The organism is Bacillus sp. FSL E2-8868, assembly GCF_038005505.1.
Classification (GTDB): Bacteria; Bacillota; Bacilli; order Bacillales; family Bacillaceae_G; genus Bacillus_A; species Bacillus_A mycoides.
In genome coordinates this window covers 166,748-189,496 of sequence record NZ_JBBOTI010000002.1, presented here as the reverse complement: position 1 = coordinate 189,496, position 22,749 = coordinate 166,748, and the positions used below count along the sequence as shown (strand labels likewise).

18 protein-coding genes and 5 pseudogenes are annotated in these 22,749 nt (G+C 33.6%); 13 read left to right on the top strand and 10 right to left on the bottom strand.

The window, feature by feature from the left end; genetic code table 11:
* The first annotated feature begins 3 nt into the window (after positions 1 to 3).
* Positions 4 to 645 carry an AAA family ATPase gene (locus NSS74_RS11920; RefSeq protein WP_061688797.1) on the top strand — a complete coding sequence of 214 codons (642 nt, stop codon included), beginning with the start codon at positions 4 to 6 and terminating at the stop codon, positions 643 to 645.
* A 256-nt stretch (positions 646 to 901) separates the two neighbouring features.
* Positions 902 to 1,507 (top strand): PRK06770 family protein, encoded by a 606-nt coding sequence (locus NSS74_RS11915; protein WP_002085644.1) that lies wholly within the window; start codon positions 902 to 904, stop codon positions 1,505 to 1,507.
* 105 nt (positions 1,508 to 1,612) lie between these two features.
* On the opposite strand, the gene NSS74_RS11910 is transcribed toward NSS74_RS11915, so the two are convergent.
* Positions 1,613 to 2,485, bottom strand: coding sequence for a LysR family transcriptional regulator (locus NSS74_RS11910; RefSeq protein WP_113734464.1), 873 nt, complete (start codon positions 2,483 to 2,485; stop codon positions 1,613 to 1,615).
* A 129-nt stretch (positions 2,486 to 2,614) separates the two neighbouring features.
* Between NSS74_RS11910 and NSS74_RS11905 the strand changes: the two genes are divergently transcribed.
* Positions 2,615 to 3,658: an aspartate-semialdehyde dehydrogenase gene (locus NSS74_RS11905; protein ID WP_002085641.1), complete on the top strand. Its 1,044-nt coding sequence runs from the start codon at positions 2,615 to 2,617 to the stop codon at positions 3,656 to 3,658.
* A gap of 107 nt (positions 3,659 to 3,765) precedes the next feature.
* On the opposite strand, the pseudogene NSS74_RS11900 reads toward NSS74_RS11905, so the two are convergent.
* Positions 3,766 to 4,005, bottom strand: a pseudogene (locus tag NSS74_RS11900) (hypothetical protein); the annotation flags it as partial.
* A 596-nt stretch (positions 4,006 to 4,601) separates the two neighbouring features.
* Here NSS74_RS11900 and NSS74_RS11895 point away from each other — a divergent pair.
* Positions 4,602 to 4,904 (top strand): heterocycloanthracin/sonorensin family bacteriocin, encoded by a 303-nt coding sequence (locus NSS74_RS11895; protein WP_215601078.1) that lies wholly within the window; start codon positions 4,602 to 4,604, stop codon positions 4,902 to 4,904.
* Between the two features lie 308 nt (positions 4,905 to 5,212).
* Here NSS74_RS11895 and NSS74_RS11890 read toward each other — a convergent pair whose 3' ends face one another.
* The gene (locus NSS74_RS11890; RefSeq protein WP_085963395.1) at positions 5,213 to 6,115 is read right to left on the bottom strand and encodes a LysR family transcriptional regulator; all 903 of its coding nucleotides are present in this window, start codon (positions 6,113 to 6,115) and stop codon (positions 5,213 to 5,215) included.
* Between the two features lie 129 nt (positions 6,116 to 6,244).
* On the opposite strand from NSS74_RS11890, the gene gabT reads away from it, so the two are divergent.
* From gabT to NSS74_RS11860, 6 genes are all read left to right on the top strand, one after another.
* Complete coding sequence (gene gabT, locus NSS74_RS11885) at positions 6,245 to 7,570, top strand: 4-aminobutyrate--2-oxoglutarate transaminase (RefSeq protein ID WP_002136283.1); 1,326 nt, start codon at positions 6,245 to 6,247, stop codon at positions 7,568 to 7,570.
* A 14-nt stretch (positions 7,571 to 7,584) separates the two neighbouring features.
* Positions 7,585 to 8,274 carry an MOSC domain-containing protein gene (locus NSS74_RS11880; protein ID WP_002136285.1) on the top strand — a complete coding sequence of 230 codons (690 nt, stop codon included), beginning with the start codon at positions 7,585 to 7,587 and terminating at the stop codon, positions 8,272 to 8,274.
* Positions 8,275 to 8,536: 262 nt separating this feature from the next.
* Positions 8,537 to 9,421 carry a GNAT family N-acetyltransferase gene (locus NSS74_RS11875; protein WP_002085624.1) on the top strand — a complete coding sequence of 295 codons (885 nt, stop codon included), beginning with the start codon at positions 8,537 to 8,539 and terminating at the stop codon, positions 9,419 to 9,421.
* Between the two features lie 33 nt (positions 9,422 to 9,454).
* Entirely contained in the window at positions 9,455 to 10,051 is a 597-nt protein-coding gene (locus NSS74_RS11870) for a DUF1349 domain-containing protein (protein ID WP_002141747.1), read from the top strand.
* 262 nt (positions 10,052 to 10,313) lie between these two features.
* The gene (locus NSS74_RS11865) at positions 10,314 to 12,068 is read left to right on the top strand and encodes an ABC transporter ATP-binding protein (RefSeq protein ID WP_002141748.1); all 1,755 of its coding nucleotides are present in this window, start codon (positions 10,314 to 10,316) and stop codon (positions 12,066 to 12,068) included.
* Positions 12,061 to 13,857: an ABC transporter ATP-binding protein gene (locus tag NSS74_RS11860; RefSeq protein ID WP_002085618.1), complete on the top strand. Its 1,797-nt coding sequence runs from the start codon at positions 12,061 to 12,063 to the stop codon at positions 13,855 to 13,857. Before NSS74_RS11865 ends, NSS74_RS11860 begins: the two co-directional genes overlap by 8 nt.
* 158 nt (positions 13,858 to 14,015) lie before the next feature.
* Here NSS74_RS11860 and NSS74_RS11855 read toward each other — a convergent pair whose 3' ends face one another.
* The 3 genes from NSS74_RS11855 to NSS74_RS11845 all read right to left on the bottom strand — a co-directional run bounded on the left by NSS74_RS11855 (position 14,016) and on the right by NSS74_RS11845 (position 16,546).
* Positions 14,016 to 14,876: an exosporium protein D gene (locus NSS74_RS11855; RefSeq protein ID WP_340813639.1), complete on the bottom strand. Its 861-nt coding sequence runs from the start codon at positions 14,874 to 14,876 to the stop codon at positions 14,016 to 14,018.
* A gap of 181 nt (positions 14,877 to 15,057) precedes the next feature.
* A complete protein-coding gene (locus NSS74_RS11850) occupies positions 15,058 to 15,819 on the bottom strand; it encodes a glycosyltransferase family 2 protein (protein WP_002141750.1) in 762 nt (253 codons plus the stop codon).
* Positions 15,820 to 15,961: 142 nt separating this feature from the next.
* Entirely contained in the window at positions 15,962 to 16,546 is a 585-nt protein-coding gene (locus NSS74_RS11845; RefSeq protein ID WP_002141751.1) for a LysE family translocator, read from the bottom strand.
* A 117-nt stretch (positions 16,547 to 16,663) separates the two neighbouring features.
* On the opposite strand from NSS74_RS11845, the gene NSS74_RS11840 reads away from it, so the two are divergent.
* A complete protein-coding gene (locus tag NSS74_RS11840) occupies positions 16,664 to 17,221 on the top strand; it encodes a helix-turn-helix domain-containing protein (RefSeq protein ID WP_002141752.1) in 558 nt (185 codons plus the stop codon).
* A 322-nt stretch (positions 17,222 to 17,543) separates the two neighbouring features.
* Here the strand turns inward: NSS74_RS11840 and NSS74_RS11835 are convergent.
* Positions 17,544 to 17,978, bottom strand: a pseudogene (locus NSS74_RS11835) (BclA C-terminal domain-containing protein).
* Positions 17,979 to 18,325: 347 nt separating this feature from the next.
* On the opposite strand from NSS74_RS11835, the pseudogene NSS74_RS11830 reads away from it, so the two are divergent.
* Positions 18,326 to 19,248, top strand: a pseudogene (locus NSS74_RS11830) (DUF4183 domain-containing protein).
* Between the two features lie 64 nt (positions 19,249 to 19,312).
* On the opposite strand, the pseudogene NSS74_RS11825 reads toward NSS74_RS11830, so the two are convergent.
* Positions 19,313 to 19,602: pseudogene (locus tag NSS74_RS11825) on the bottom strand (DUF4183 domain-containing protein).
* 475 nt (positions 19,603 to 20,077) lie between these two features.
* On the opposite strand from NSS74_RS11825, the pseudogene NSS74_RS11820 reads away from it, so the two are divergent.
* Positions 20,078 to 21,342 (top strand): annotated as a pseudogene (locus NSS74_RS11820) (exosporium glycoprotein BclB-related protein).
* Positions 21,343 to 21,669: 327 nt separating this feature from the next.
* Here NSS74_RS11820 and NSS74_RS11815 read toward each other — a convergent pair.
* A complete protein-coding gene (locus NSS74_RS11815; RefSeq protein WP_002085580.1) occupies positions 21,670 to 21,837 on the bottom strand; it encodes a hypothetical protein in 168 nt (55 codons plus the stop codon).
* A gap of 124 nt (positions 21,838 to 21,961) precedes the next feature.
* Entirely contained in the window at positions 21,962 to 22,594 is a 633-nt protein-coding gene (locus NSS74_RS11810) for a cupin domain-containing protein (RefSeq protein ID WP_002141757.1), read from the bottom strand.
* Positions 22,595 to 22,749 lie beyond the last annotated feature (155 nt).

Genomic DNA, 22,749 nt, shown 5'->3' with positions numbered 1-22,749 from the left:
ACTATGGGGATTATAGCGTTTGAGGGAGCGAGTGCTGTTGGTAAGAGTAGCACATGCCGTGAACTAGAAAACAATTATGGAGCATTCATTATACCTGAAGTGAATTTTTTATTTGAAAGACCAAAAAATGAACATAGAACATGGTATTTTGAAAAACAAGTAGAGCGCTGGAATATAGCAGTGCAGAAGTCGCAGCAATATGAATTAGTAATACTCGATGGGGATATATATCAGCCACTTAGTTATAATTGGTGTTTTCATTTTGATATATTTAATCAGCCGTTATCTTTAATAGAAAACTTTTATAAAGAAAAGATGATAAATAGAGAAATTGGTTTTCCAGATCAATATTTTTATTTATATACAAGTGATGAAGAGCTTAGAAAACGGAAAGAGTCTGATGGGACGAAAAAAAGAAGAAACTTTGAAAAACATTTACATATATCTAAAGCATTTCAGCGTTATTATGAAAATCTCAATACCGTCACAGACGGGTACTGTAAATTGATTGAAGCAAAAAGTATAAAGTCGAATGAATTAGAAATTGTGAAAAGTTTAAACAGCTTAAAAGTATGTGAAGAAAGACGTTTTGATGTTTCGAGGTTAGATGTTATTACGAAGTGGTTAAAAGAAAATCGTGCATAAGGTAAAAACAACGAGTGTTTTAGAAGGCGCTCGTTGTTTTTTTGTTTCCATATAAATATAAAGGGAAATTTTGTAGAATATCTTTATTTTTTAACAGAATAATCTTTCAATTTCACGAAAAAAGAAATACAATATAAGGAAATATATATAAATAATATGATAGGGGATGGGATGAACTATTTTGAATGAAGGAACTGTTTTATATAAGAAATAATGAGGTAGTAAGAACAGAGATATTTGGGAGGAAACAAGCAAGATGAAAACATTATTTAAAATCATAGGAATTATAGCTGGTATGGCGGTAATCGGGGTAGGTGTAACGTATGGTATGCTGTATTATCTGAATAATAGTAAACCAGCTGCGAAAAAGGCATCACCAGCCGCTCCGGCAGTAGAAGTGCTAGCTGATAGTAATGTAAAAGCTGAAGATGCAAAGCTTTTAGAAAATGGCAATCATTCATTACCGAATAGTGGTTTTAATAAAAATTTTAAGTGGACAGATGAGAACATACAGACAGCACTACATGAAATGGCACATCAAAAAACGAAAGCTGATCAAAAATGGGGCTATATTTTTATTACACAAGAACGTATTGAAAGTTTACTCGAAATTATAAATAGTAATGATGTTGCACAAAAAAGTACATATGTGGATATTTTAGAACGATGGAAACAAGGAAAATATGAAAAGGTTGATGTAGACCACAACAAGATTTGGAAATTACAAAGTGGGAATTTAGGAGAAGGGAAAGGAGTAATGTCAGAAAAGGAGCAAAAAGAATTAATTAATCAAGTTTTTATACAAAAAGGTACATATTCAGGTAGTAAATTAATTGCAGGTGAGGTACAAGCTAATAAATAATATACATATTGATTTTGAAACACCTGTATTGTTATGAACACAAATGTTTTAATAAAAATGAGTAATTGCTTTTTAGAGCAGTTACTCATTTTTGTTATTACTCGCTTACTTTTCTATTCTCTCTAATAATGTAAGAAACGATTGTAAAACTGGTGATATCCATCTAGATTTATGATAGATTACGTGGCTTTGAATGACTGCTGGAGTTTCGATGGGCTGAAAACAGAGTTGCTCTTTTTGACAACTTTCTTGTACAACGATGTAAGGGAGAATTGAAATTCCTAACTCACACATCACAGATTGTTTAATGACTTCAACATTGGAAGTTTCGAATGTTTTAGCGGGAATATTCCCGCTTTGACGTAAAAAACGATCTACCATCGGTCTATAGCCGCAGCTTTGTTCAGTAAATATAAATTGAGTATTTTGTAATAAAAGGAGTGGATCAGTGTTTGAAGGGAAATGAGCAGGGAAAATCCATCCAAATGTTTCATTACATAAATTACACGTAATAAAATCATTATGCTCTATACTTTCTCCAATTATGAAGATAACATCGGTTTCTCCTTCATGTAGTTTTTTCAATGCTTGCCCATTGGTATTTGTCTCAAGTACGATATTTACTTTCGGATTTTCCTGTTTGTAAGTACGTAATAATTGTGGTAATCGATACACTGCCAATGATTCATTAGATGTAATAGTTAATGTTCCTTCTAAATGGTCACTGTTTTGAGGGATTTCTTGCGCTTTATCATAAATAGTAAGTAATTCTAATGCGTACGGATGAAATTGATGACCTGCTTTTGTAAGAAGTATTTTTTTTCCTAATCGATCGAATAGAGGAATGTTTAAATCGCTCTCTAATGATTTAATATGGGCTGTTACAGTAGATTGCACATAACCTAATGCATGAGCAGCTTTAGAAAAGTTGCCATATTTAACAATGGCACAAAATGTTTTAACATGTCTCATTTCCATAAGTGATACCTCTTTTATTATCATGATTTGTGAATGATTATATCATGTATTTCAATTTTTCAAATCATTAAATTTCTTTTAAAATTAAGTTGTGGAGAAATTTATTCAAGTGAAATTGGAGGAGAAAAAATGAGTGAAAAGAGCTATCATGTAGCTGTAGTTGGGGCTACAGGTGCAGTAGGGCAAAAAATTATTGCATTGTTAGATAGAGAAACGAAATTTAATATAGAAGAAATTACATTACTCTCGTCAAAACGATCTGCTGGCAAGGCAGTAAAATTTAAAGGCAGGGAGATTAAAATACAAGAGGCAAAATCAACTAGTTTTGAAGGTGTAGACATTGCATTTTTTAGTGCTGGAGGAGAAATTTCTAGACAATATGTAAATCATGCAGTTTCTAGTGGTGCAATTGTAATTGACAACACAAGTGAATACCGAATGGCACACGATGTACCACTCGTCGTTCCAGAAGTAAATGCACATACTTTAAGGAAACATAAAGGGATCATTGCAGTTCCGAATTGCTCAGCACTACAGATGGTAACAGCTCTTCAACCTATTCGGAAATCATTTGGTATAGAACGAATTATTGTTTCAACGTATCAAGCCGTATCAGGATCAGGAATTCATGCGATTCATGAATTAAAAGAACAGGCTAAGTCAATGCTTACAGGTGAAGAAGTGAAGAGTACTATATTACCAGCGAAAAAAGATAAAAAACATTATCCAATTGCATTTAATGTTTTGCCGCAAGTGGATATATTTACAGACAACGATTTCACATTCGAAGAAGTAAAGATGATTCAAGAGACGAAGAAAATTTTAGAAGATCCAAATCTGAAAATGGCAGCTACTTGCGTCAGAGTTCCAGTTGTATCGGGGCATTCTGAATCGGTTTATATTGAACTTGAAAAAGAAGCGACCGTTGCAGAAATTAAAGAAGTACTACTGAATGCACCAGGTGTTATTTTACAAGATAATCCTAGTGAACAAATTTATCCAACGCCATTATATGCAGAGGGTAAAAGAGATACATTTGTAGGTAGAATACGCAAAGATCCGGATACGCCAAAAGGATTCCATCTTTGGATTGTTTCTGATAATTTATTAAAAGGTGCGGCTTGGAACTCAGTTCAAATCGCAGAGACATTGGTGGAAAAGGGGATTATTTAGTATAAATTTATATAAACATTGAAAATAGGAGGATATATGGGAAACCGTTAATTATAATGGTTTCCCATTTTTTACTTAATGAGTATTCTCCTAACTTCAATTTGAATTTAATGTAAGTTAGTTTTTATAGTGTTTCTATAAATATCAATTTTATTTGCAGAGAATTTTAAAAATCTAGGCTCTCCATTAATTGTGAGATAAATATTAATTGAGATTGGCATCTCAACCTTTTTCACTACATCTTCTATAGCAAAATACTCATTTTCTTTTTCGTTATAAAAAAAAATGGAACTAATTAATACCTCGTTATTTTCAATATCAATACTACACATCATAGGGAATTTCTCATATAAAAAAGTGCTAACACGTATGCGGAATAGACATAAAACATCGCTGATTTGCCATTCATAAAAATAGACTTTTCTTAGCAGAAAGCACTAATTATAAATACTTATAAAATTAGCTCTGATTTAGCAGTTATTGAAGCGAAGAAAAATAATGATGGGAGTGCATATTGGAAATACGAAGATGACCAAACAAAATTATGGAATATACGACTATAGAACTAGAAAATGATAACATAAATCTAAATGTTATTGTTTAAATTCATATTTTATAATTTCCATTTGTAAAAATGAGCCCATAGTAAAAATAACCTAAAAATAGGCATATGAACAAGGTACATCATCTAGTGATAGGTCATATTTTGTAGGTGTACGTATTGAACTTAGTTTAACCCGCTATTTGTGGGCAGTAAAACTCCCACCTCAAAATTCGACTGGAGCAAAGAAGCTAGGTGGGAGTCGGGCTAATAATCAGTGGGGGATGAACACTCCCCACTGATTAAAGTGTCACTTTATAGCGCTATTTCTACTTAGATTTAACGAACAGAAATATAGGAAAGTATCGATGGGGTTTTAGTTTATAAACGGAGGTCATGAAGATGAATAATTTTCAACAAGAACTACAAGCGTTAAGCCTTAATGATTATCAGCCTGGAAATATTGTGTATTGGGACCAGCAAAACCAATATCCATATTACTATATTACAGATGATGCTCGTCGCTGTGGCGGCTGTGGCGGTGGTCGTTGTGGCGGTGGTCGTTGTGGTGGATTCCGTTGTTTTGGTTGCTTCGGTTGCTTTAGTTGTTTTGGTTGTGGTGGTTGCTCTAATTGCTCTAATTGCTCTAATTGCTCTAATTGTTTTGATGGTTTTAATGGTACTACTGTAACATTTGAATATTGATAAGAGACAAAAAGGAATCCATTTTGAAAAAAGATTGATCGAAACGGATTCCTACTTTGTGAAGCATTATATAATTTTTATAAAAATGTGCTAACAAGTTTGCAAACGGACTTGCTAACACCTATACGAAATAGACATAAAATATCGCTGATGTGTAGCTTAATAATACGATAATAATTTAGCACTTATAATGAATAATAGGTTATTAGAAAAGAAACCATAAAATGTAATGTTTTATATCATAATAAAAAGAGATTATTCTAATAGGTCGTTGTGTAACGGCTGCATAGGATAATCTCTTTTTATGCTTATTTTTGTAAAGAATGTACTGTTATTTTGAGTTGCTCAATAAATTTCCGGGTAGCAGCGCACATATATTTATCTCTTCTATAAATAAGTCCTATATCTATTGTTGGAGTGGGGTTTTCAATTTTAATAGCTTGTATGTGCTCATTTTGCAAAAAGTCTATATATGGTTTTGGTAACACGGTAATCCCCATACCTTGTGCGACCATTTGAATTAAAGATTCCATTGTACTAATTTCTAAAATTGGCTTTGGTTTAAAGTTAAAGTTTTGGCAATGAGATGTAATTAGTTCTGTTAAATAGAAATTTTTAGGTAGAAGAATTAAAGGATAGTCCTGTAATTCTTCAATAGATACATACTTACGTTCAGTTAAAGAATGGCTGGTTGGCACGACTAATGTAAGTTCACTTTTATATAGTGGGATAGAAACAATCTCTTTATCTTGCACCGGGAGAAATGTAATACCAATATCTAATTCATTTTGTAATAATTTTTCACGAATTTCTCCTGTACGAAGCCCCAACACAGAGAGTTCGATATTTGGATATTGCTTATTGAAATCTAATATAGCTGGTGGTAGTAAATAATTTACTACGGTTAACAAAGATCCTATTGTTAAGGAACCATGATGTAATCCATTTAAATCTTGAATGGCAGAACGAGCTTGTTCGACTTCGTGAAAGATTGTTTTACTGTGCGATAATAAAACTCTGCCTGCTTCAGTTAAAGATATTTTTTTACCAATTCGATCGAAAAGTGGCATGCCTACTTCATGTTCTAATGCACGTATTTGTTGGCTTAGTGAAGGTTGTGAAATATTTAATTTCTCGGCTGCTTTTGTGAAATGTAATTCTTTCGAAACAGCTAAAAAGTATTCTAATTGTCGTAATTCGATTGAAATCACCTCAAGTTTAATCATAGGATATACCTATCATTATTATATAAATAATTGAATTGAACAATGGTTTTGTGGGATATATAATCACTTTATCAGAAATGGATTGATTAAAAAATTAGATGAGGTGAAGAAGAATTGTTGAAATCTAGTGTATTACCGGGTAGTTATTCACAAGTACTTCAAAAAAGGTATGAGGAGGCTGTACCGACAGGAATATATCATTTAACGCCTTTATATGTAAAAGAAGCAAGGGGAGCGATAATAACAGATGTAGATGGAAATCAGTTTATTGATTTTGCTGGTGGAATTGGTATGCAAAATGTTGGACATTGTCATCCGAAAGTTGTAAGAGCGGTACAAAAACAAGCAGAATCATTTATACATCCTTGTTTTCATGTAACTCCATATGAAAATTATATTACTTTAGCGGAGAAAATTAATGAGAAAGTGCCAGGTACAAGTAAGAAAAAAACGATGTTTGCCAATAGTGGTGCGGAAGCGATTGAAAATGCTGTAAAGATCGCACGTAAAGTAACAGGGAGGAGTAAAGTAATTTCGTTTGAACGAGGATTTCATGGGAGAACATTAATGACAATGTCTCTATCGACCAAAGAAACTCCATATAAAGCAGGATTTGGTCCGTTCGTTTCAGACATGCATATATTGCCGTATCCGTACTATTACAGAGCTGAAGAAGGAGTTTCTACTGAAGAAGTGGATTCTCAAGTCATCTATCAGTTTGAAAAGTTTTTAGAAGAAGTATCACCTGAAAAAGTAGCAGCAATCGTAATGGAACCAGTACAAGGAGAAGGTGGGTTTATTGTTCCTTCTATTACATTTGTAAAACGATTACGAGAAATTTGTAATCAATACGGTATTTTAATGATAATGGATGAAGTGCAAACTGGATTTGGCCGAACAGGGAAATGGTTTGCAACAGAACATTTTCATATAGAGCCTGACATAATGACTTTGTCAAAATCAATTGCTGGCGGTTTACCATTAAGTGCTATTGTCGGTCGTGCGGAGTTGATGGACATTCCTGGGAGAGGACAAATTGGTGGAACTTTTGCAGGTAGTCCGTTATCTTGTGCAGCTGGTCTTGCTGTATTTGAAATAATGGAAGAAGAAAATCTAGTTGAAAGGGCTCAGCAAATTGGAAATAGAATAATGTTACATCTACATCAAATGCAATTAAAGTACGAAGTGATTGGTGATGTTCGTGGAATCGGTGCGATGGTTGCAATGGAACTTGTAACGAATCGCATAACGAAAGAACCTGCAAAACAACTAACAGTAAAGCTAATTGAAGATTTTTGGAAGAATGGGCTTATAAGTATTGGAGCGGGGATATTTGATAATGTACTACGCTTTTTACCACCTCTAGTTATCTCAAACGAAGAAATAGATAGAGGGTTTGAAATAATAAATGAGTCTTTTGAAAAGTTGTGCCGCAAGTAAGAGGAGGAATTTGAATGACTAAAGTATATGAAATCCTATCTTTAAATATAGGACTACCAAAAGAGGTTATGTATGGTGGGAAGTTAATTCAAACAGGGATAAATAAAAAGCAAGTAAAGGAACCTGTTTTTTTATCATTTTTAAAGTTTAATGGAGATGGACAGGCGGATTTAGTTCATCATGGAGGGGTAGATAAAGCGGTTTGTGTTTATACTGGTGACCACTATCCTTACTGGGAAAAAGAGTTGAATCAGGAACTTGTATATGGGGCTTTCGGTGAAAATATAACAGTAAGCGGAATGCGTGAAGAAGATGTTTGTATTGGTGACACGTTTCAACTCGGAGAAGCGATTGTACAAGTAACGCAGCCAAGACAACCTTGTTTTAAATTAGCGAAGAAATATAATATTCCAAAGTTGCCATTATATTTTCAAGATACAGGATACACAGGTTTTTATTTTCGAGTATTAAAAGAAGGGTGGATATTACCGGTAGATACTTTAAAATTGTTGAAGCCTGATCCAAAAGGTGTGTCAATTTTGTTTGCGAATCGCATAATGCATAAAGAAAAACAAAACTCTGAAGGATTAAAAAGGATTTTAGAAGTAAATGCACTGTCTACTAGTTGGAGAAAGACGTTTGAAAAGCGAGTGAAGGGAGAAGAAATTAGTACGAAGGAGCGACTTGAGGGAACCAAAGAATAGGTGAATTATATTTGCATAAAATGGTGTATTTCTATTATCGGAAAGATAAGTAGGAAGCACCATTTGCTATATAATAAACATGATATTATTCAAAAATCTTAATACTAGTTTATTCGACTTGTTTTTTAATAATCAAAACATAAAATAAATTAAACCATTTTTAAAAGTTTTATGATACTATATTGATTTGAAAGGCCTATTTTTTGAGAGTAGGTCATATAAGTATATCTAAATTAATGGAATCGACGTATGGAGGGACAACATGGGGAATGTTAAAAAAATGGCAAACTTTCTATTAGAAGAACCGAGAAGAGAACAGTTATTTCCTTTATTTGAAGAAGTGTTTGGGATTACGAGCCAAACATTGCAGGATTTTTCAGAGAAAGGGTATTGGGATTATACATATAAAGCATTATCATTTTTACAAGATGATAATGCGATTGCAAATGTTGCGGCATTTTCACTTCCGCTTTTAATTAATGGTGAAAAAATAAATGCAACGGGTATTCAATCAGTAATGACACATCCGAATTATCGTAGACGAGGATTAATGAAACAATTGTTTAGTAAGATGATAGAGGAAATTGATGAGCAATGCGAGTGTGCGGTCTTGTTTACTGAAAATCCGGAACTATATAAACCATTTGGTTTTCAAATTGTGCAAGAATATTTGATGACAGTATCATGCGAAAATAAAGGTTACAAAGATTCTCAACTTAAAAAGTTAGATTTTTATAATGAAGAGGATAGACAATTAATACATGAGATTATTGAAAATGGCCAAAGGCTTTCTAATAAATTTTCAACGTTAAATTACCGCTCTTCGTTTTATTTAAATATGTATGATTCAACATGGAATGAAAACCTTTATTATTCAGAGAAATTAGATGCGCTGATTGTTTTTACAGTAGAAAATCAAAAACTAAAATTATTTGGAGTATTTGCGCCGGTAATTCCGATTTTAGATGAATTATGTGAGGAAATCTCTGGGGAATTTACGGAGATTGAATTTTATTTCTACCCAGATCAATTAGGAATTGATGATGTACAATATACAGAATTACAGACTAGTAAGTATTTAATGGTTCGAAGTAATAAAGAATTAGATTTTAAAGGTTATAAATTCCCGGTATTAACTGAGTTTTAAATATTAATTTAAATGCTTTTTTATGGAGGAATTATGAAAACATCATATATACCAAATCATATTGAGCAACTTACTGTAATGAACGCACCTAAATTTTACAAACTTGAAGACAATGATACATTCATTGTCCATTCGAAAGAAGAAACAGATTTTTGGCTGAAAACCCATTATGGTTTTGAAGTAATGAATGGCCATGTATTTTATGATGAGATAATGACAGATTTTCAGGCTGAGGTTCAATTGCGCATGAATCCAAATGCGACATACGATCAAGCGGGTTTATTTGTTATGATTTCTGAGAAGTGTTGGTTAAAAACATCTTTAGAATATATTCCTGAGGGCCCATCACATTTAGGTGCTGTCGTAACGAATAATGGCTATTCTGATTGGTCAACGCAAGACTATCCAAATGAGTTTGCTAAGCAACAATTAAGTTTTCAAATTATTCGAAAACTTGGCGATTATACAATATATGTGAAAACGAGTCAGCGATGGGAACAAATAAGAATCGCTCATTTGATGGAGGACATAGGTAATGAGCCTGTTAAAATTGGTTTTTATACGTGTAGTCCTTCTGAAAATAATGGATTCGAGACCGAGGTTTTCGATTTTAAAATTGAACAAATATAGATGGGAAAACCGCATTCTTACTAAATGAGAATGCGGTTTTTATTAAGTTAAAGAGTATTCACATCAACTGGCAGTGAAAATGCCTGGTAGATTAAAGTTCCATTTTATTGACTAAAAATGATTTAAAACTTATCATTTAATAATGTTAAATATTAATTTGCCTAATATAATAGGACTAATGGAGAAATTACAGACTATATCGCTCAAATAAGGAGGAATATAAATTATTCGATGGTAATTTCATGAAAAAAGGAGATTGTGTATGAAATCATTTCGCAAGTTGTTACAGTATTTAAAACCATACATGTTCTTCGCTATTATTGGACCGCTATTTATGGTACTTGAGGTTGCGATGGACTTAATTCAACCGACAATAATGCAACATATTATTGATGTTGGAATTGCAAACCGGGATTTGAATTATGTAATAAAAATGGGGCTTCTTATGATAGGAGCAGCAGCAATCGGTTTAGTTGGAGGACTTGGTTGTATGATGTATTCTACAAAAGCTGCTGTTAATTTCGCTACAGACATACGAAAAGATGTGTTTGCGAAAATAGAAACATTTTCTAGCAAAAATCGTGATTCATTTGGAACAGGTAAATTATTAACAATCGTGACAAATGATATTACATCTATTCAATCGGCAATGACGATGACGTTACGTGTACTTGTCCGTGGACCGTTATTATTTATTGGAAGTATCATTATAGTCTTTGTAACAGCGAGAGACCTATTTCCAATTTTACTTGTTGTGGTACCCGTATTATTAGTTGCAATTGTATTGATTGCAGGTCAATCGAGCGGTTCATTTAAGCGAGTACAAGAAGCATTAGATAAAGTAAACACAAAGCTACAAGAAAATTTATCTGGTGTACGTGTTATAAAAGCATATGTAAGACAAAAATATGAAATCGCACAGTTTGAGAAAGTTAATACAAGTTTAACTGAAATAAATATTCGTGCAATACAAATTATTTCATTGATGATGCCAATTATTATGCTAGTTGTAAATAGCGGAATTGTAGCAACTTTATGGATTGGTGGCGAGAAAGTTTTTAACGGTACACTCCAAGTAGGGGCCATTTTAGCTTTTATTAACTATTTAAATATCATTTTAATGTCACTTATGTCTATTAGTATGGTATTTATTCAAATTGCCCGTGCTTTTCCATCAGCTGATCGTGTACAACAAGTCTTACATACTGAAGTTGATATTACAACTGAAGGCGACGTATATGAACCAAAACAAGTGGGTGGTAATGTAGAGTTTAAAAATGTTAGCTATAGTTATACGAAAAATAATGAATATGTTTTAAAAGATATTTCATTTACTGTACGTAAAGGTGAAAAAATAGGGATTATTGGATCGACCGGAAGTGGTAAATCTACATTGGCGAAACTATTGCCACGACTTTACGATGTTGATCAAGGTGAAATATGTATAGATGATGTTAATGTGAAAGCATACGATTTGCAAAAACTTCGTGCTTCCATTGGCTTCGTTCCACAAAAGGCACTTCTTTTTTCAGGCAGTATAGAAGGGAATTTACGCTATGGCAAAGAAGATGCAACTTATGATGAATTGGAATTAGCATCTTCATCTGCTTGTGCGACTGAGTTTATCAATAAGCTGGAAGACTCTTATGAATATAACTTAACACAAGGTGCAACCAATCTATCTGGTGGTCAAAAACAACGTATATCTATTGCAAGAGCCCTAGTGAGAAAGCCATCTATTCTTGTATTAGACGATTCTACATCGGCAGTTGATGCGAAGTCAGAAGCTGTAATACAGGAAGCGTTAAGGACAAGATATAGTGGCACAACGACATTTTTAATTGCATCAAAAATATCTTCTATTATAGATGCTGATAAAATCCTCGTTTTGAATAACGGTGAATTAGTTGGAAATGGTACGCATGAGGATTTATTGGCAACTTGTGAAGTGTATCAGGAAATTTATCTTTCCCAAGGTGGTAGCCTGCAGCAAGAAGGAGGGGAAGAGCGTGCGTAATTTTCAAGGACAATTTGGAAATAAAGGTGGACGTAACAATCCGAAAACGGGAAAAACTAAGAATACTAAAGGAACTATAATGCGAGTATGGAACTATATGGGGTATCAAAAAGCATCTCTTATGTTCGTTATTATTCTTGTATTTATCACGACATTACTAGGTTTACTTGGACCATATTATATGGGGGTCATCATTGATGAATACATTGTACCGAAGGATTTAAGCGGGACAGCCAGAATGTGCATGCTACTCATTGCGATATATGGGATAACCGTATTATTAACATGGTTACAAACATTTGTAATGATTAATGTTGCATTAAAGACTATACAAAAAATACGACAAGATATTTTTGAAAAAATCCAAACACTTTCTCTACGATTCTTTGATGTACGTTCTCAAGGTGATTTAATGAGCCGTGTGACAAATGATATTGATAACTTAAATCAAGCTTTGACACAAAGTGTTGTGCAAATCATTTCATCAGCGTTAACGTTTATAGGTGTAACAATTGCGATGTTTTCATTAGATTGGATTTTAGCGATTGTAACTTTAATTACAGTACCTATTATGTTTTTCGTTACGAAAAAACTAGTTGCTTATAGTGGGAAAAACTTTGCGAAGCGTCAAAAGGATTTAGGAGAATTAAATGGATTTATTGAGGAAGCTATTACAGGCGCAGACGTAACTACGTTATACGGAAAAGAAAAAGAAACCGTACATAACTTTAATGAAATTAACGAACAGCTAAGAATTTCAGCAACGAAGGCTGAAACGTTTTCAGCATTTATTTTTCCAAGTATGAACTTTATTAATAACTTAGGAATGGGGCTTGTAATTGGAACTGGATCGGTAATGGTATTAAACGGAATGACAACAGTAGGTGTCATTGCAGCTTTTATTAATTATTCTCGACAATTTTCAAGACCACTTAGTCAATTTGCAACTTTAATGAATACGATTCAAGCGGCAGTTGCTGGAGGAGAACGTGTCTTTGAAATTATGGATGAAGTACCAGAAATTCAAAATAAAAAAGATGCAGTACTTGTACAAAATTTACAAGGACATGTTAGGCTTGAGAAAGTTTCATTTGGATACGCACAGGACAACATGATTTTAAAAGATGTGAGTCTCGAGGCGAATCCTGGGGAGACAATCGCTTTAGTCGGTCCAACTGGATCAGGAAAAACAACAATTATTAATTTGTTAACTCGCTTTTATGACATTCAAAAAGGGCAAATTAGCATTGATGAAAAAGATATAAAGGATTATGATATTAATTCTTTGCGGAGTAAAATAGGGGTTGTTTTACAGGATACGTATTTATTTGCAGGAACGATTATGGAAAATATTCGATATGGACGTTTAGATGCAAGTGATGAAGAAGTAGTTGCAGCAGCAAAAGCAGCATCAGCACATTCTTTTATAAAACATCTACCGAATCAATATGAAACGGAAATTGCTTCAGAAGGTTCGAATTTAAGTCAAGGACAAAAACAACTCCTTGCGATTGCACGAGCGATTTTAGCAGATGCAGATATATTAATTCTCGACGAAGCAACATCTAATATTGATACGAGAACAGAATTACAAATTCAATCTGGATTAAATAATTTAATGAGAGGGCGAACAAGTTTTGTAATCGCTCATCGGCTGAAAACGATTGAAAAAGCAGATCAAATACTTGTAATTAAAGATGGTAGTATTTTTGAAAGAGGAAATCACGAATCTCTTATGGAAGAGAAAGGATTCTACTTTGATTTGTATACAAGTCAGTTTAAAATTTAACAAAAATATTGATGTAATGCGGTTTCTCGTGATAAGAGAAACCGCATTTTTTGTATTTGCAAACATCGCTATCCGAATAGTCTCTCACTAAATGTTTTAACAGCATCCTTTTGTATTAATGGGAAAATGTAAAAGGAGAGATTTCTTTTTCGGTTATTCTAGCAATCATAATCATTGTCGTATTCATTGCAACATTCATCGCAAGGGATGTTCTGATCATTGCAGCAAATACAAAACGTTTTATTGATAAATATATCGATAAAATCAAAGGAATCGGAATTATTTGTGAGGGTAAGTTCTTGGAAATCTTCTACTTGAAAAATCCTTGTTTCATTAGGAACTATCGTAGCGATAATTGGTGTGTTAGAAATCCTTGTTCGAATAGTTACTTCAATGGGACCGGAATCGTTAGGAACAGATATTTGAAGTAATGTTTTGTTGTGATTAATAGTAAGATCTTCAAAAACCACTCTTGAAGAGTTAGGGGGTACGATAATATATAGAGGTACATTTCCAGTTGAGGAAGTTCCCGAACCGGCTATGGTATGAGTCTCAATAAAACAGTTACTCTTTTGGTTAAGAGAATGTGATTGTTCTGCATAGTAATCATTTTGGTCATCGCAGCAGATGCAAAACGTTTTTTGAATAAAAATACCAATATCGCTACTTGTATTGGTATTATTTGTGACAGTGAGGCTTTCAAAATTTTCTACTTGAAAAATCCTTGTTTCACCTGTAGCTATTGTAGCAGTAATTGGTCTACGAGCATTTCTTGTACGAATAGTTATTACAATCGGTGCAGAGGTGCCAGGAACATGAAACTGAAGTAATGTTTTGTTGTGATTATTAGTAGAATCTTCGAAAACTATTCTTGAAGTGTTAGCTGGTACGACAATATCTAGAGGTATATTTGAACCGGCAATCGTATGCGTTTCAATGAAACAGTTCTCTTTTTTGTGGTGAGAATAAGAATAGTTTTTATAGTATTTTTTTCCATGTTTATAAAAATAGTCAGCCATTCTTTAATCTCCTATCTTTTATTTGTCTATATATAGTATTTAATAAAAGTAAGAAATGTTTGTACAAGGTAGAAAAAAGTTCTATTTAGGAGAATAAGAGAAAAAATTTAGATGTATGTTCTGTAGAATTTGTTTCAGTCAACCCAAATATAAGAAATGTATAGCTAACCTTTTTACGATATTAATAGTTAGGAAAGCATAGATCGGGAAATACAGTTTGATATTCTGGGATTAACCGAAGATCAGTAGTTAAGGTCACATAGTGCGTATAGTTTTTTTCTAATTTTTCAAGTGTTGTTAAATGATGAGAACCTAAACCACGCTGTACACTATGTTTAGAAAGAGTGGGTCCAATTTGTAATTTTCTTTTTTTCATAGCCTTGTTCCATGGACTATAAAAAAATTTAAAAACGAAAGCAGGCTGCATGTAAATGCTATATGGATAATGTGAGCCATGTCTGCCGACTCTGTAGTCACCATGAAAAATATTGTGAAGTAATCTACCGTTGGGATAAAGCAGATTGGGACTGGGGTGGATTAAAATACCGTGATAACGTTCATCGATCATCTTTATAACTCTAATGGAAAACTTGTTCCCTCCATTAGAGTTAAGTGAAGTGAAGAATTGTTCTTTATTAAAACACCAAAGAAACTCTGTCGTATTTAATACCATTTTCCATCCAGTAACTTCTTTTTCAATTTCCATAACTTCTTGATCAACTAGATAGGCATCAAATTCTACTACTTTTGAATTGCGAATTTCCCAATGAGGTGCAAATAACTTACATATTTCCACTGAACGGTCAGTAGATCCTCGGTTAATTAGAATACCGTGATCAAATAGTTTTGTATGATGCATTAACCACCATGGAAGTAAATATTCTTCATTGTAAAAATGAGAACTTAAAGTAGTCTTAATGAAAACCTCCTCCTTATATAGCATACTTCTTATTTAGTACGATAAGGTGGGAATCTTATCGCTAGAAGGTTCCCACCTTAAAACTAGAAAAACAAAGATGATAGGTGTAAGGATAATTATTTATTTCGGATTGACTGTTAAATTAAGAATTGGGATGGTTATGGAGTTAGTTGATAACAATTGAAATAGCGCTAAAAATTAATAAAACTGCCATAATAATGTTAAAGAATTGGTTATGTTTTAATAAAAGTTTTTGGAACATTGAACCGAATAGGCTCCAACTAAATGTACTCATTAAACCGACTACTCCTAAAAATAATGAAAAAAGAAGGTAACTAGAATATGAATTGTAGTAAGGGAGAATAAAAGTAGAAACTACAGTCAGTCCGAATAATATCCCTTTAGGGTTAACAAACTGAAGAAAAATCCCCACTGTAAATAAGTTTTTATTATCTTTTTCATCGGGATCTGTACTGCCTTTACTAATGAGTATTTTAATAGCTAGATATAGCATGTATGCTACTCCTAAAATTTTTAAAGGTAATTCGATTTTGGGTAAAATATTAATTAGTACGATATTAAAGAAACTACATAAAGAAGTGAGGAGGAAAAAACCGAAAGCTACTCCAAAGCAAAATTGCATGCTCCTTTTCAAACCAAGTTGATTTGCGTATGTCATAGCTAAAAAATTGTTAGGACCGGGTGTGAAGCTACTAATAAAAACAAATAATAAAAAAGAAAATAAAGGCATTTCAAAACCCCCTAAGTATTTTTCGTGTGTTATAATGACCGAAAAGAACAATATAACGTGTGCTTTTTATTATACATAACGGTCGTTATGTTGTATATAGTATAGGAGTGTTTTTTTATGGAAGAAATTCAACTTATTTTGGCGAAAAATATAAAAGCAATACGTGAGAAAGAAAAATTAAGTTTAGAAAAGGTTTCCCAATTAACGGGTGTGAGTAAAACGATGATTGGACAAATTGAAAGAGGAGATTCAAGCCCGACACTAACAACGATATGGAAAATTGCGAATGGTTTAAAAGTGTCTTTTACGTCTTTAATTAATAATCCACAGCCTGATACGAAAGTGGTTTTACGAAACGATGTTCAAATATTATCAGAAGACAATGGGAGATATAAAGTGTATCCTTCTTTTCCTTTTCAAGATGATAGGAACTTTGAAATCTATACGGTTGAAATTGAAAAGGAAGGAAAATTAAGTTCGGAAGGCCATAAAGAAGGGACCGAAGAATTTATAACGGTGTTTGAGGGAGAATTGACAATTGAAATAAATGATTGTCAATATACATTAAATAGCGGAGATTCAATTCGCTTTAAGGCGGATAGACCGCACTCTTATCATAATTCCGGACGAACGCTAACTCGGTTAAGTATGACCATTTATTATCCAGCTTCATAAACTTGCTATTTTATTTAGAATATAAAGAGATATGTTTTGATAAAACCATCTATAAGAGATGGTTTTATTTATTACAATTTACAAAAAAAGACACTCATTTGAGTGTCAACACAGTATTTCTCTCGCGTATAGGATTGGAGAATGTTTCTCAAATACATATTGAGATGATTAGTAAAGGAGAAACTGTCTTCATAAATAACTTAACATTGATAGCGTATAGAGTAAATTGATAATGTTTATCCGGAATATTTAGTATAGATAGTTTCTACTATCTATATAGGGGAATGACATTTAAAGCTAAGAAGAAAAAATGAATCATTTATTAATCAACTCGTATAATTGTTAGAGGGGCGCCAGTTGATCCACCACCGACTAAATTGACAATTGATAAGAGACCGAATGATTGAAGAGAAATAGTATTACCTGCATTTAATATTGTAATTAAATTATTATTATAACTTGAAGTAGATAAGGCAGGAGATAGAATTGAGCTCAGAAGTGATGTAGATCCGTTTAAAAGTAGTCTTGAACCCGCAAGAAGTGCAGTTGTAGTATTAATTTGATAAGAAAAATAATAACGTCCCGTTACAGGCACTGTAAATAAATCATTCGCACTATTGACTGCAAAGCTATCAAGGCTTTGATTGTTTGAAAGTAGTATGTTAGTACCACCCTAGTACAACTGAAACTGTTCCATCCACTGTATTATTTGCAAACATAGAATTTGTTGTAACGTTTATGCTCCGGTATTACTCATTGGTCCAGTACTACCAGTAGGACTAGTTAGTCTATAAGGAAGGATAATTGTACGTCATTATTTTGGGGATTTTCTCTATCTTTATTTTTAATTAAAATCATCTCATTTTTATGATAAAGGAGATACTTTTCATATATTCTATTAATAATAATTTTTATAGTAACGGCATGCTGTTTAAAATACATTCATTTTTAGTAAGTTACATTAAATTTGATTTTGTACAAAGATTTTAATCGAGAGATTAATAGTGTTTTTTTAGATAATTCTTTTAACATTTCGGAACATCTAACATTTAATAAATACTATAGAAGGGAGATGCAAATTTGAATCGATATGACAAATTACCAATGTCTAAGGAAGTTATGGATTCTAAAAATATCGGTCCTACATTTCCACCTCTTCCGTCTATTAATTTTCCAACCGGAGCAACCGGAGCAACCGGAGAAACAGGGGCAACCGGAGTAACAGGAGAAACAGGAGTAACAGGAGAAACAGGAGAAACAGAGACATCCGGAGCAACAGGAGCAACCGGAGAAGCAGGAGAAACAGGAGTAACAGGAGTAACAGGAGAAACAGGAGAAACAGAATAACGGGAGAAACAGGGGCAACCGGAGCAACAGGAGAAACAGGAGCAACAGGGGCAACCGGAGCAACCGGAGTAACCGGAGTTAACCGGAGTAACAGGAATAACGGGAGAAACAGGGGCAACCGGAGCAACAGGAGTAACAGGAGAAACAGGAGAAACAGGAGAAACGGGGGCAACCGGAGAAACAGGAATAACGGGAGAAACAGGGGCAACCGGAGAAACAGGAATAACAGGAGAAACAGGGGCAACCGGAGCAACCGGAGAAACAGGAGCAACCGGAATAACCGGAGAAACAGGAATAACGGGAGAAACAGGGGCAACAGGAGCAACAGGAATAACGGGAGAAACAGGAATAACGGGAGTAACCGGAGTAACCGGAGCAACCGGAGAAACAGGAATAACCGAGCAGCAGAATACCGGGAACAATCCCAGCAACAAACCTATTATATTTTACTTTTTCAGATGGGGAAAAACTTATATATACTAATGCAGATGGTATAGCACAATACGGTACAACACAAATCTTATCACCAAGTGAAGTTTCTTATATTAATCTATTTATAAATGGAATTCTTCAACCACAACCTTTTTATGAAGTTACAGCTGGTCAGTTAACTTTATTAGATGATGAACCACCCTCACAAGGGATCTTCAATTATCCTACAATTTATTATTATTAATTAAAAAAGACGGATTCTTAATGGAAAAGGAATCTGTCTTTTTTTGTTCTAAATTACATTAGTTAAAATTAAGTGACGATAAATTCAATTGTTATTGGGATTCCACCGTCTAATACATCTCCGCCAGGAATTGTAATAGCACCAGTAGGACCTGTGGTGACACTGGAGTTCACGCTAGGTTGAATTATCCGTTTACATAGAGGTTGTAATACGTAAAAGTCGGAAAGGCAGTTGCAGTAGTACCGGCATCGTTTAAACAAGCTGTTGCAGCAATTGCAAAAGCTGCACCTGTTCCTGTTCCAGCTCCTAGTGTAGATGTAAATCTTCTAGAAGCGATAAATGGTTGAATAATTGGCAATTAAATTTCACTCCTTTAATTATTTTTTGAACGAAGTATAGAATAACTTGTCCACTATATTGTATGAAAGTTTTTATAATAGAAACGGCTTCATGATTATAGAAGGAACACAATATTAGTAAAGATATCATTTTAATTAGTTGAAAGAATGATGTTGTTACTTGTAGAATATATGCTAATGATTTATTTATGTTTTAATTTTTAAATGAAAATGTGCTTTTGGACCTAATAGATAAACGTGGAAAAATAAAATAAACTCTTAAGTTTAGGTGTTTAATCTAAGCAGTCAATTATTAAAAACATATAATTAATATGTGAGTCATGAACATAATTAAATTACGTTTCAAGTTTGATTATAATTCATGTTTCCCTGTTTTAAGAGAAAGATATAACTCAACTACTTTTTACAATCGTATCTTTTATAGTTCTTAGAATAGGAAAACACTCAGCTATAAGAAAAGTAAGGAGGAAATAAATGTCAAATAATAATTGTTTTGGTCATAATAACTGCAATCCAATTGTTTTTCAACTTCGGTATTTGTAAAAATCCACAGTCAGTTCCTATTACTAGGGAACAATTAAGTCAATTAATTACTTTACTAAACTCATTAGTATCAGCTATTTCAGCATTTTTTGCAAATCAAGTAATGCAAACAAGATTAGCGTTACTCGATTTATTTAATCAATTTTAATTTTCTTAAATTCCTTATTACCTTCTCCAGAAGTTAATTTTTTGAAACAATTAACTCAAAGTATTATAGTTTTATTACAATCTCCAGCACCTAATTTAGGACAATTGTCAACATTATTGCAGCAATTTTATAGCGCCCTTGCACAATTCTTCTTCGCTTTAGATCTTATCCCTATATCCTGCAACTCAAATGTTGATTCTGCAACTTTACAACTTCTTTTAATTTATTAATTCAATTAATCAATGCTACTCAGAGGCGACAGGTCAACAGGTCCAACAGGTCCAGCAGGTCCAACAGGAGGCGGAGCGACAGGAGCAATAAGGGCGACAGGAGCGACAGGAGCAGCAGGAGCAGCAGGAGCAGGAGCGACGGGAGGCGACAGGAGCAACAGGAGCAACAGGAGCAACAGGAGTAACAGGAGCAACAGGAGCAGCTTAGGGCGACAGGAGCAACAGGAGCAACAGGAGCAACAGGAGCGACAGGAGCAACAGGAGCAACAGGAGCAGCAGGAGCAACAGGAGCGACAGGAGCAACAGGAGCGACAGGAGCAACAGGTGGCGGAGCTATTATTCCGTTTGCTTCAGGTACAACACCATCTGCGTTAGTTAACGCGTTAATAGCTAATACAGGAACTCTTCTTGGATTTGGATTTAGTCAGCCTGGAGTTGCTTTAACGGGTGGAACAAGTATCACATTAGCGTTAGGGATAGGTTCTTATGCATTTGTAGCACCACGTGCAGGGACTATTACGTCATTAGCAGGTTTCTTTAGTGCAACAGCTGCATTAGCTCCATTATCACCTGTTCAAGTGCAGATACAAATATTAACTGCACCAGCAGCAAGTAATACGTTTACAGTACAGGGCGCACCTTTATTATTAGCACCAGCATTTGCTGTAATAGCGATTGGTGCTACAGCATCAGGTATCATACCTGAAGCAATTCCGGTAGCCGCTGGGGATAAAGTATTATTATATGTTTCATTAACAGCTGCTAGTCCAATAGCTGCAGTTGCTGGATTTGTAAGTGCAGGTATTAATATCGTCTAACTTGTTACAATGTTTGTTTGAAATTTAAACAGGCATTTGTATATAGCCCCACCTAATTTTATTAGGTGGGGCTATATTTTTTGTGGGAAATTAGAAATAAATCAATTGAAAAGTTACTCTTTGTTAAGTTGGTATATAAGAAAAATTAAAATTTATGATTTGCACTTTATTGTTTATGGAATAAGTTATATGGTTTGAAAAATTACATATAAACAAAAAAGATGAATTCTATTAAAAACAGAATTCATCCATTAAATAAACTATATACTAGTGGGTTAAATTGTTAATCATGAGCGGTGAAATGTCATTGCTCAAATTAGTAATAAACTATTTATTTTTATTACAGTTACATCCTTTTTTCTTTACATAGCCTTGCTCGGCTAAATCTCTTTGTGACTGGGAATCGGAAGATTGAGAGTTCGAAGATTGAGAGGATGCTGAAGAGCTACTATTTTTATTATTAGAGTAGTTTTTTCGATAGTTATAATTACTCATAGTACTATCACCTCCAATTAAATATATAAATATTATATGTATGTACTCTATTAATTGTTACGATAAAAAATCTCCTCGATATTTTCCGAGGAGATAAATGGTGGTTCTATTAAAATGATACTAATTAATACCCCCAGTATAGAGGGAAGTAATAAGAATCTTGGTAATATAGATTTTGTTGTTGAGTAGGGGGCTGAGTTGACTGATTTATCATGTCGCGGTTTTGATTACAGTTTCCGGGAGGACCAATTACCGTAGTGGATTGAATTGGGGATACTGCTTGTTTCCATTGTTGTTCATTGAGGCAATAAGTATGAGCCATCATATTAGCGGGAGTTAATCTTAAAATATCAGAACCAAAAATAACTTCTGGGGTTGGGGCGTCGAATATAGCTAATAAATGAGTATTATCTGCTGAAGCAATTTCATAATGCCACCACGCTTGTGGAATGTTGGCAACTTGCCCTGGTTTTATCGGTAAGTTTAATATTTGATTCGTAAATGGATTAAGTAAAGAAACAACAGCAGATCCTGAAATACAGTAAACAAGTTCAGCTGCATTTTGATGAATATGTGGTTCTACAACGTTGCCTGTACTTAAATAAATATCTAATAAAGAAGTATTTTCTAAAGTGTTTAATTGTTTTATGCCAAGTACATTTATATAATTTTGGGCATCTTTCTTAAAAAAATTACTTTTACTTAAATCATGAGTGAAATTAGTTGAGGGGGAAGTGTAGTCGATATTAGAAGTCAATTGTATTACCCGCCTTTCTATAGGTAAGTATGGATACAACTTTAGGATATGTGCCTAGTGTTAGTTATGTGCATTTGTCTGTATCATAATAAATTCACCTGTTTTATAAAGAATATAGGTTGTGCTTCTTATTTCTCATAATGTAAATACGGATA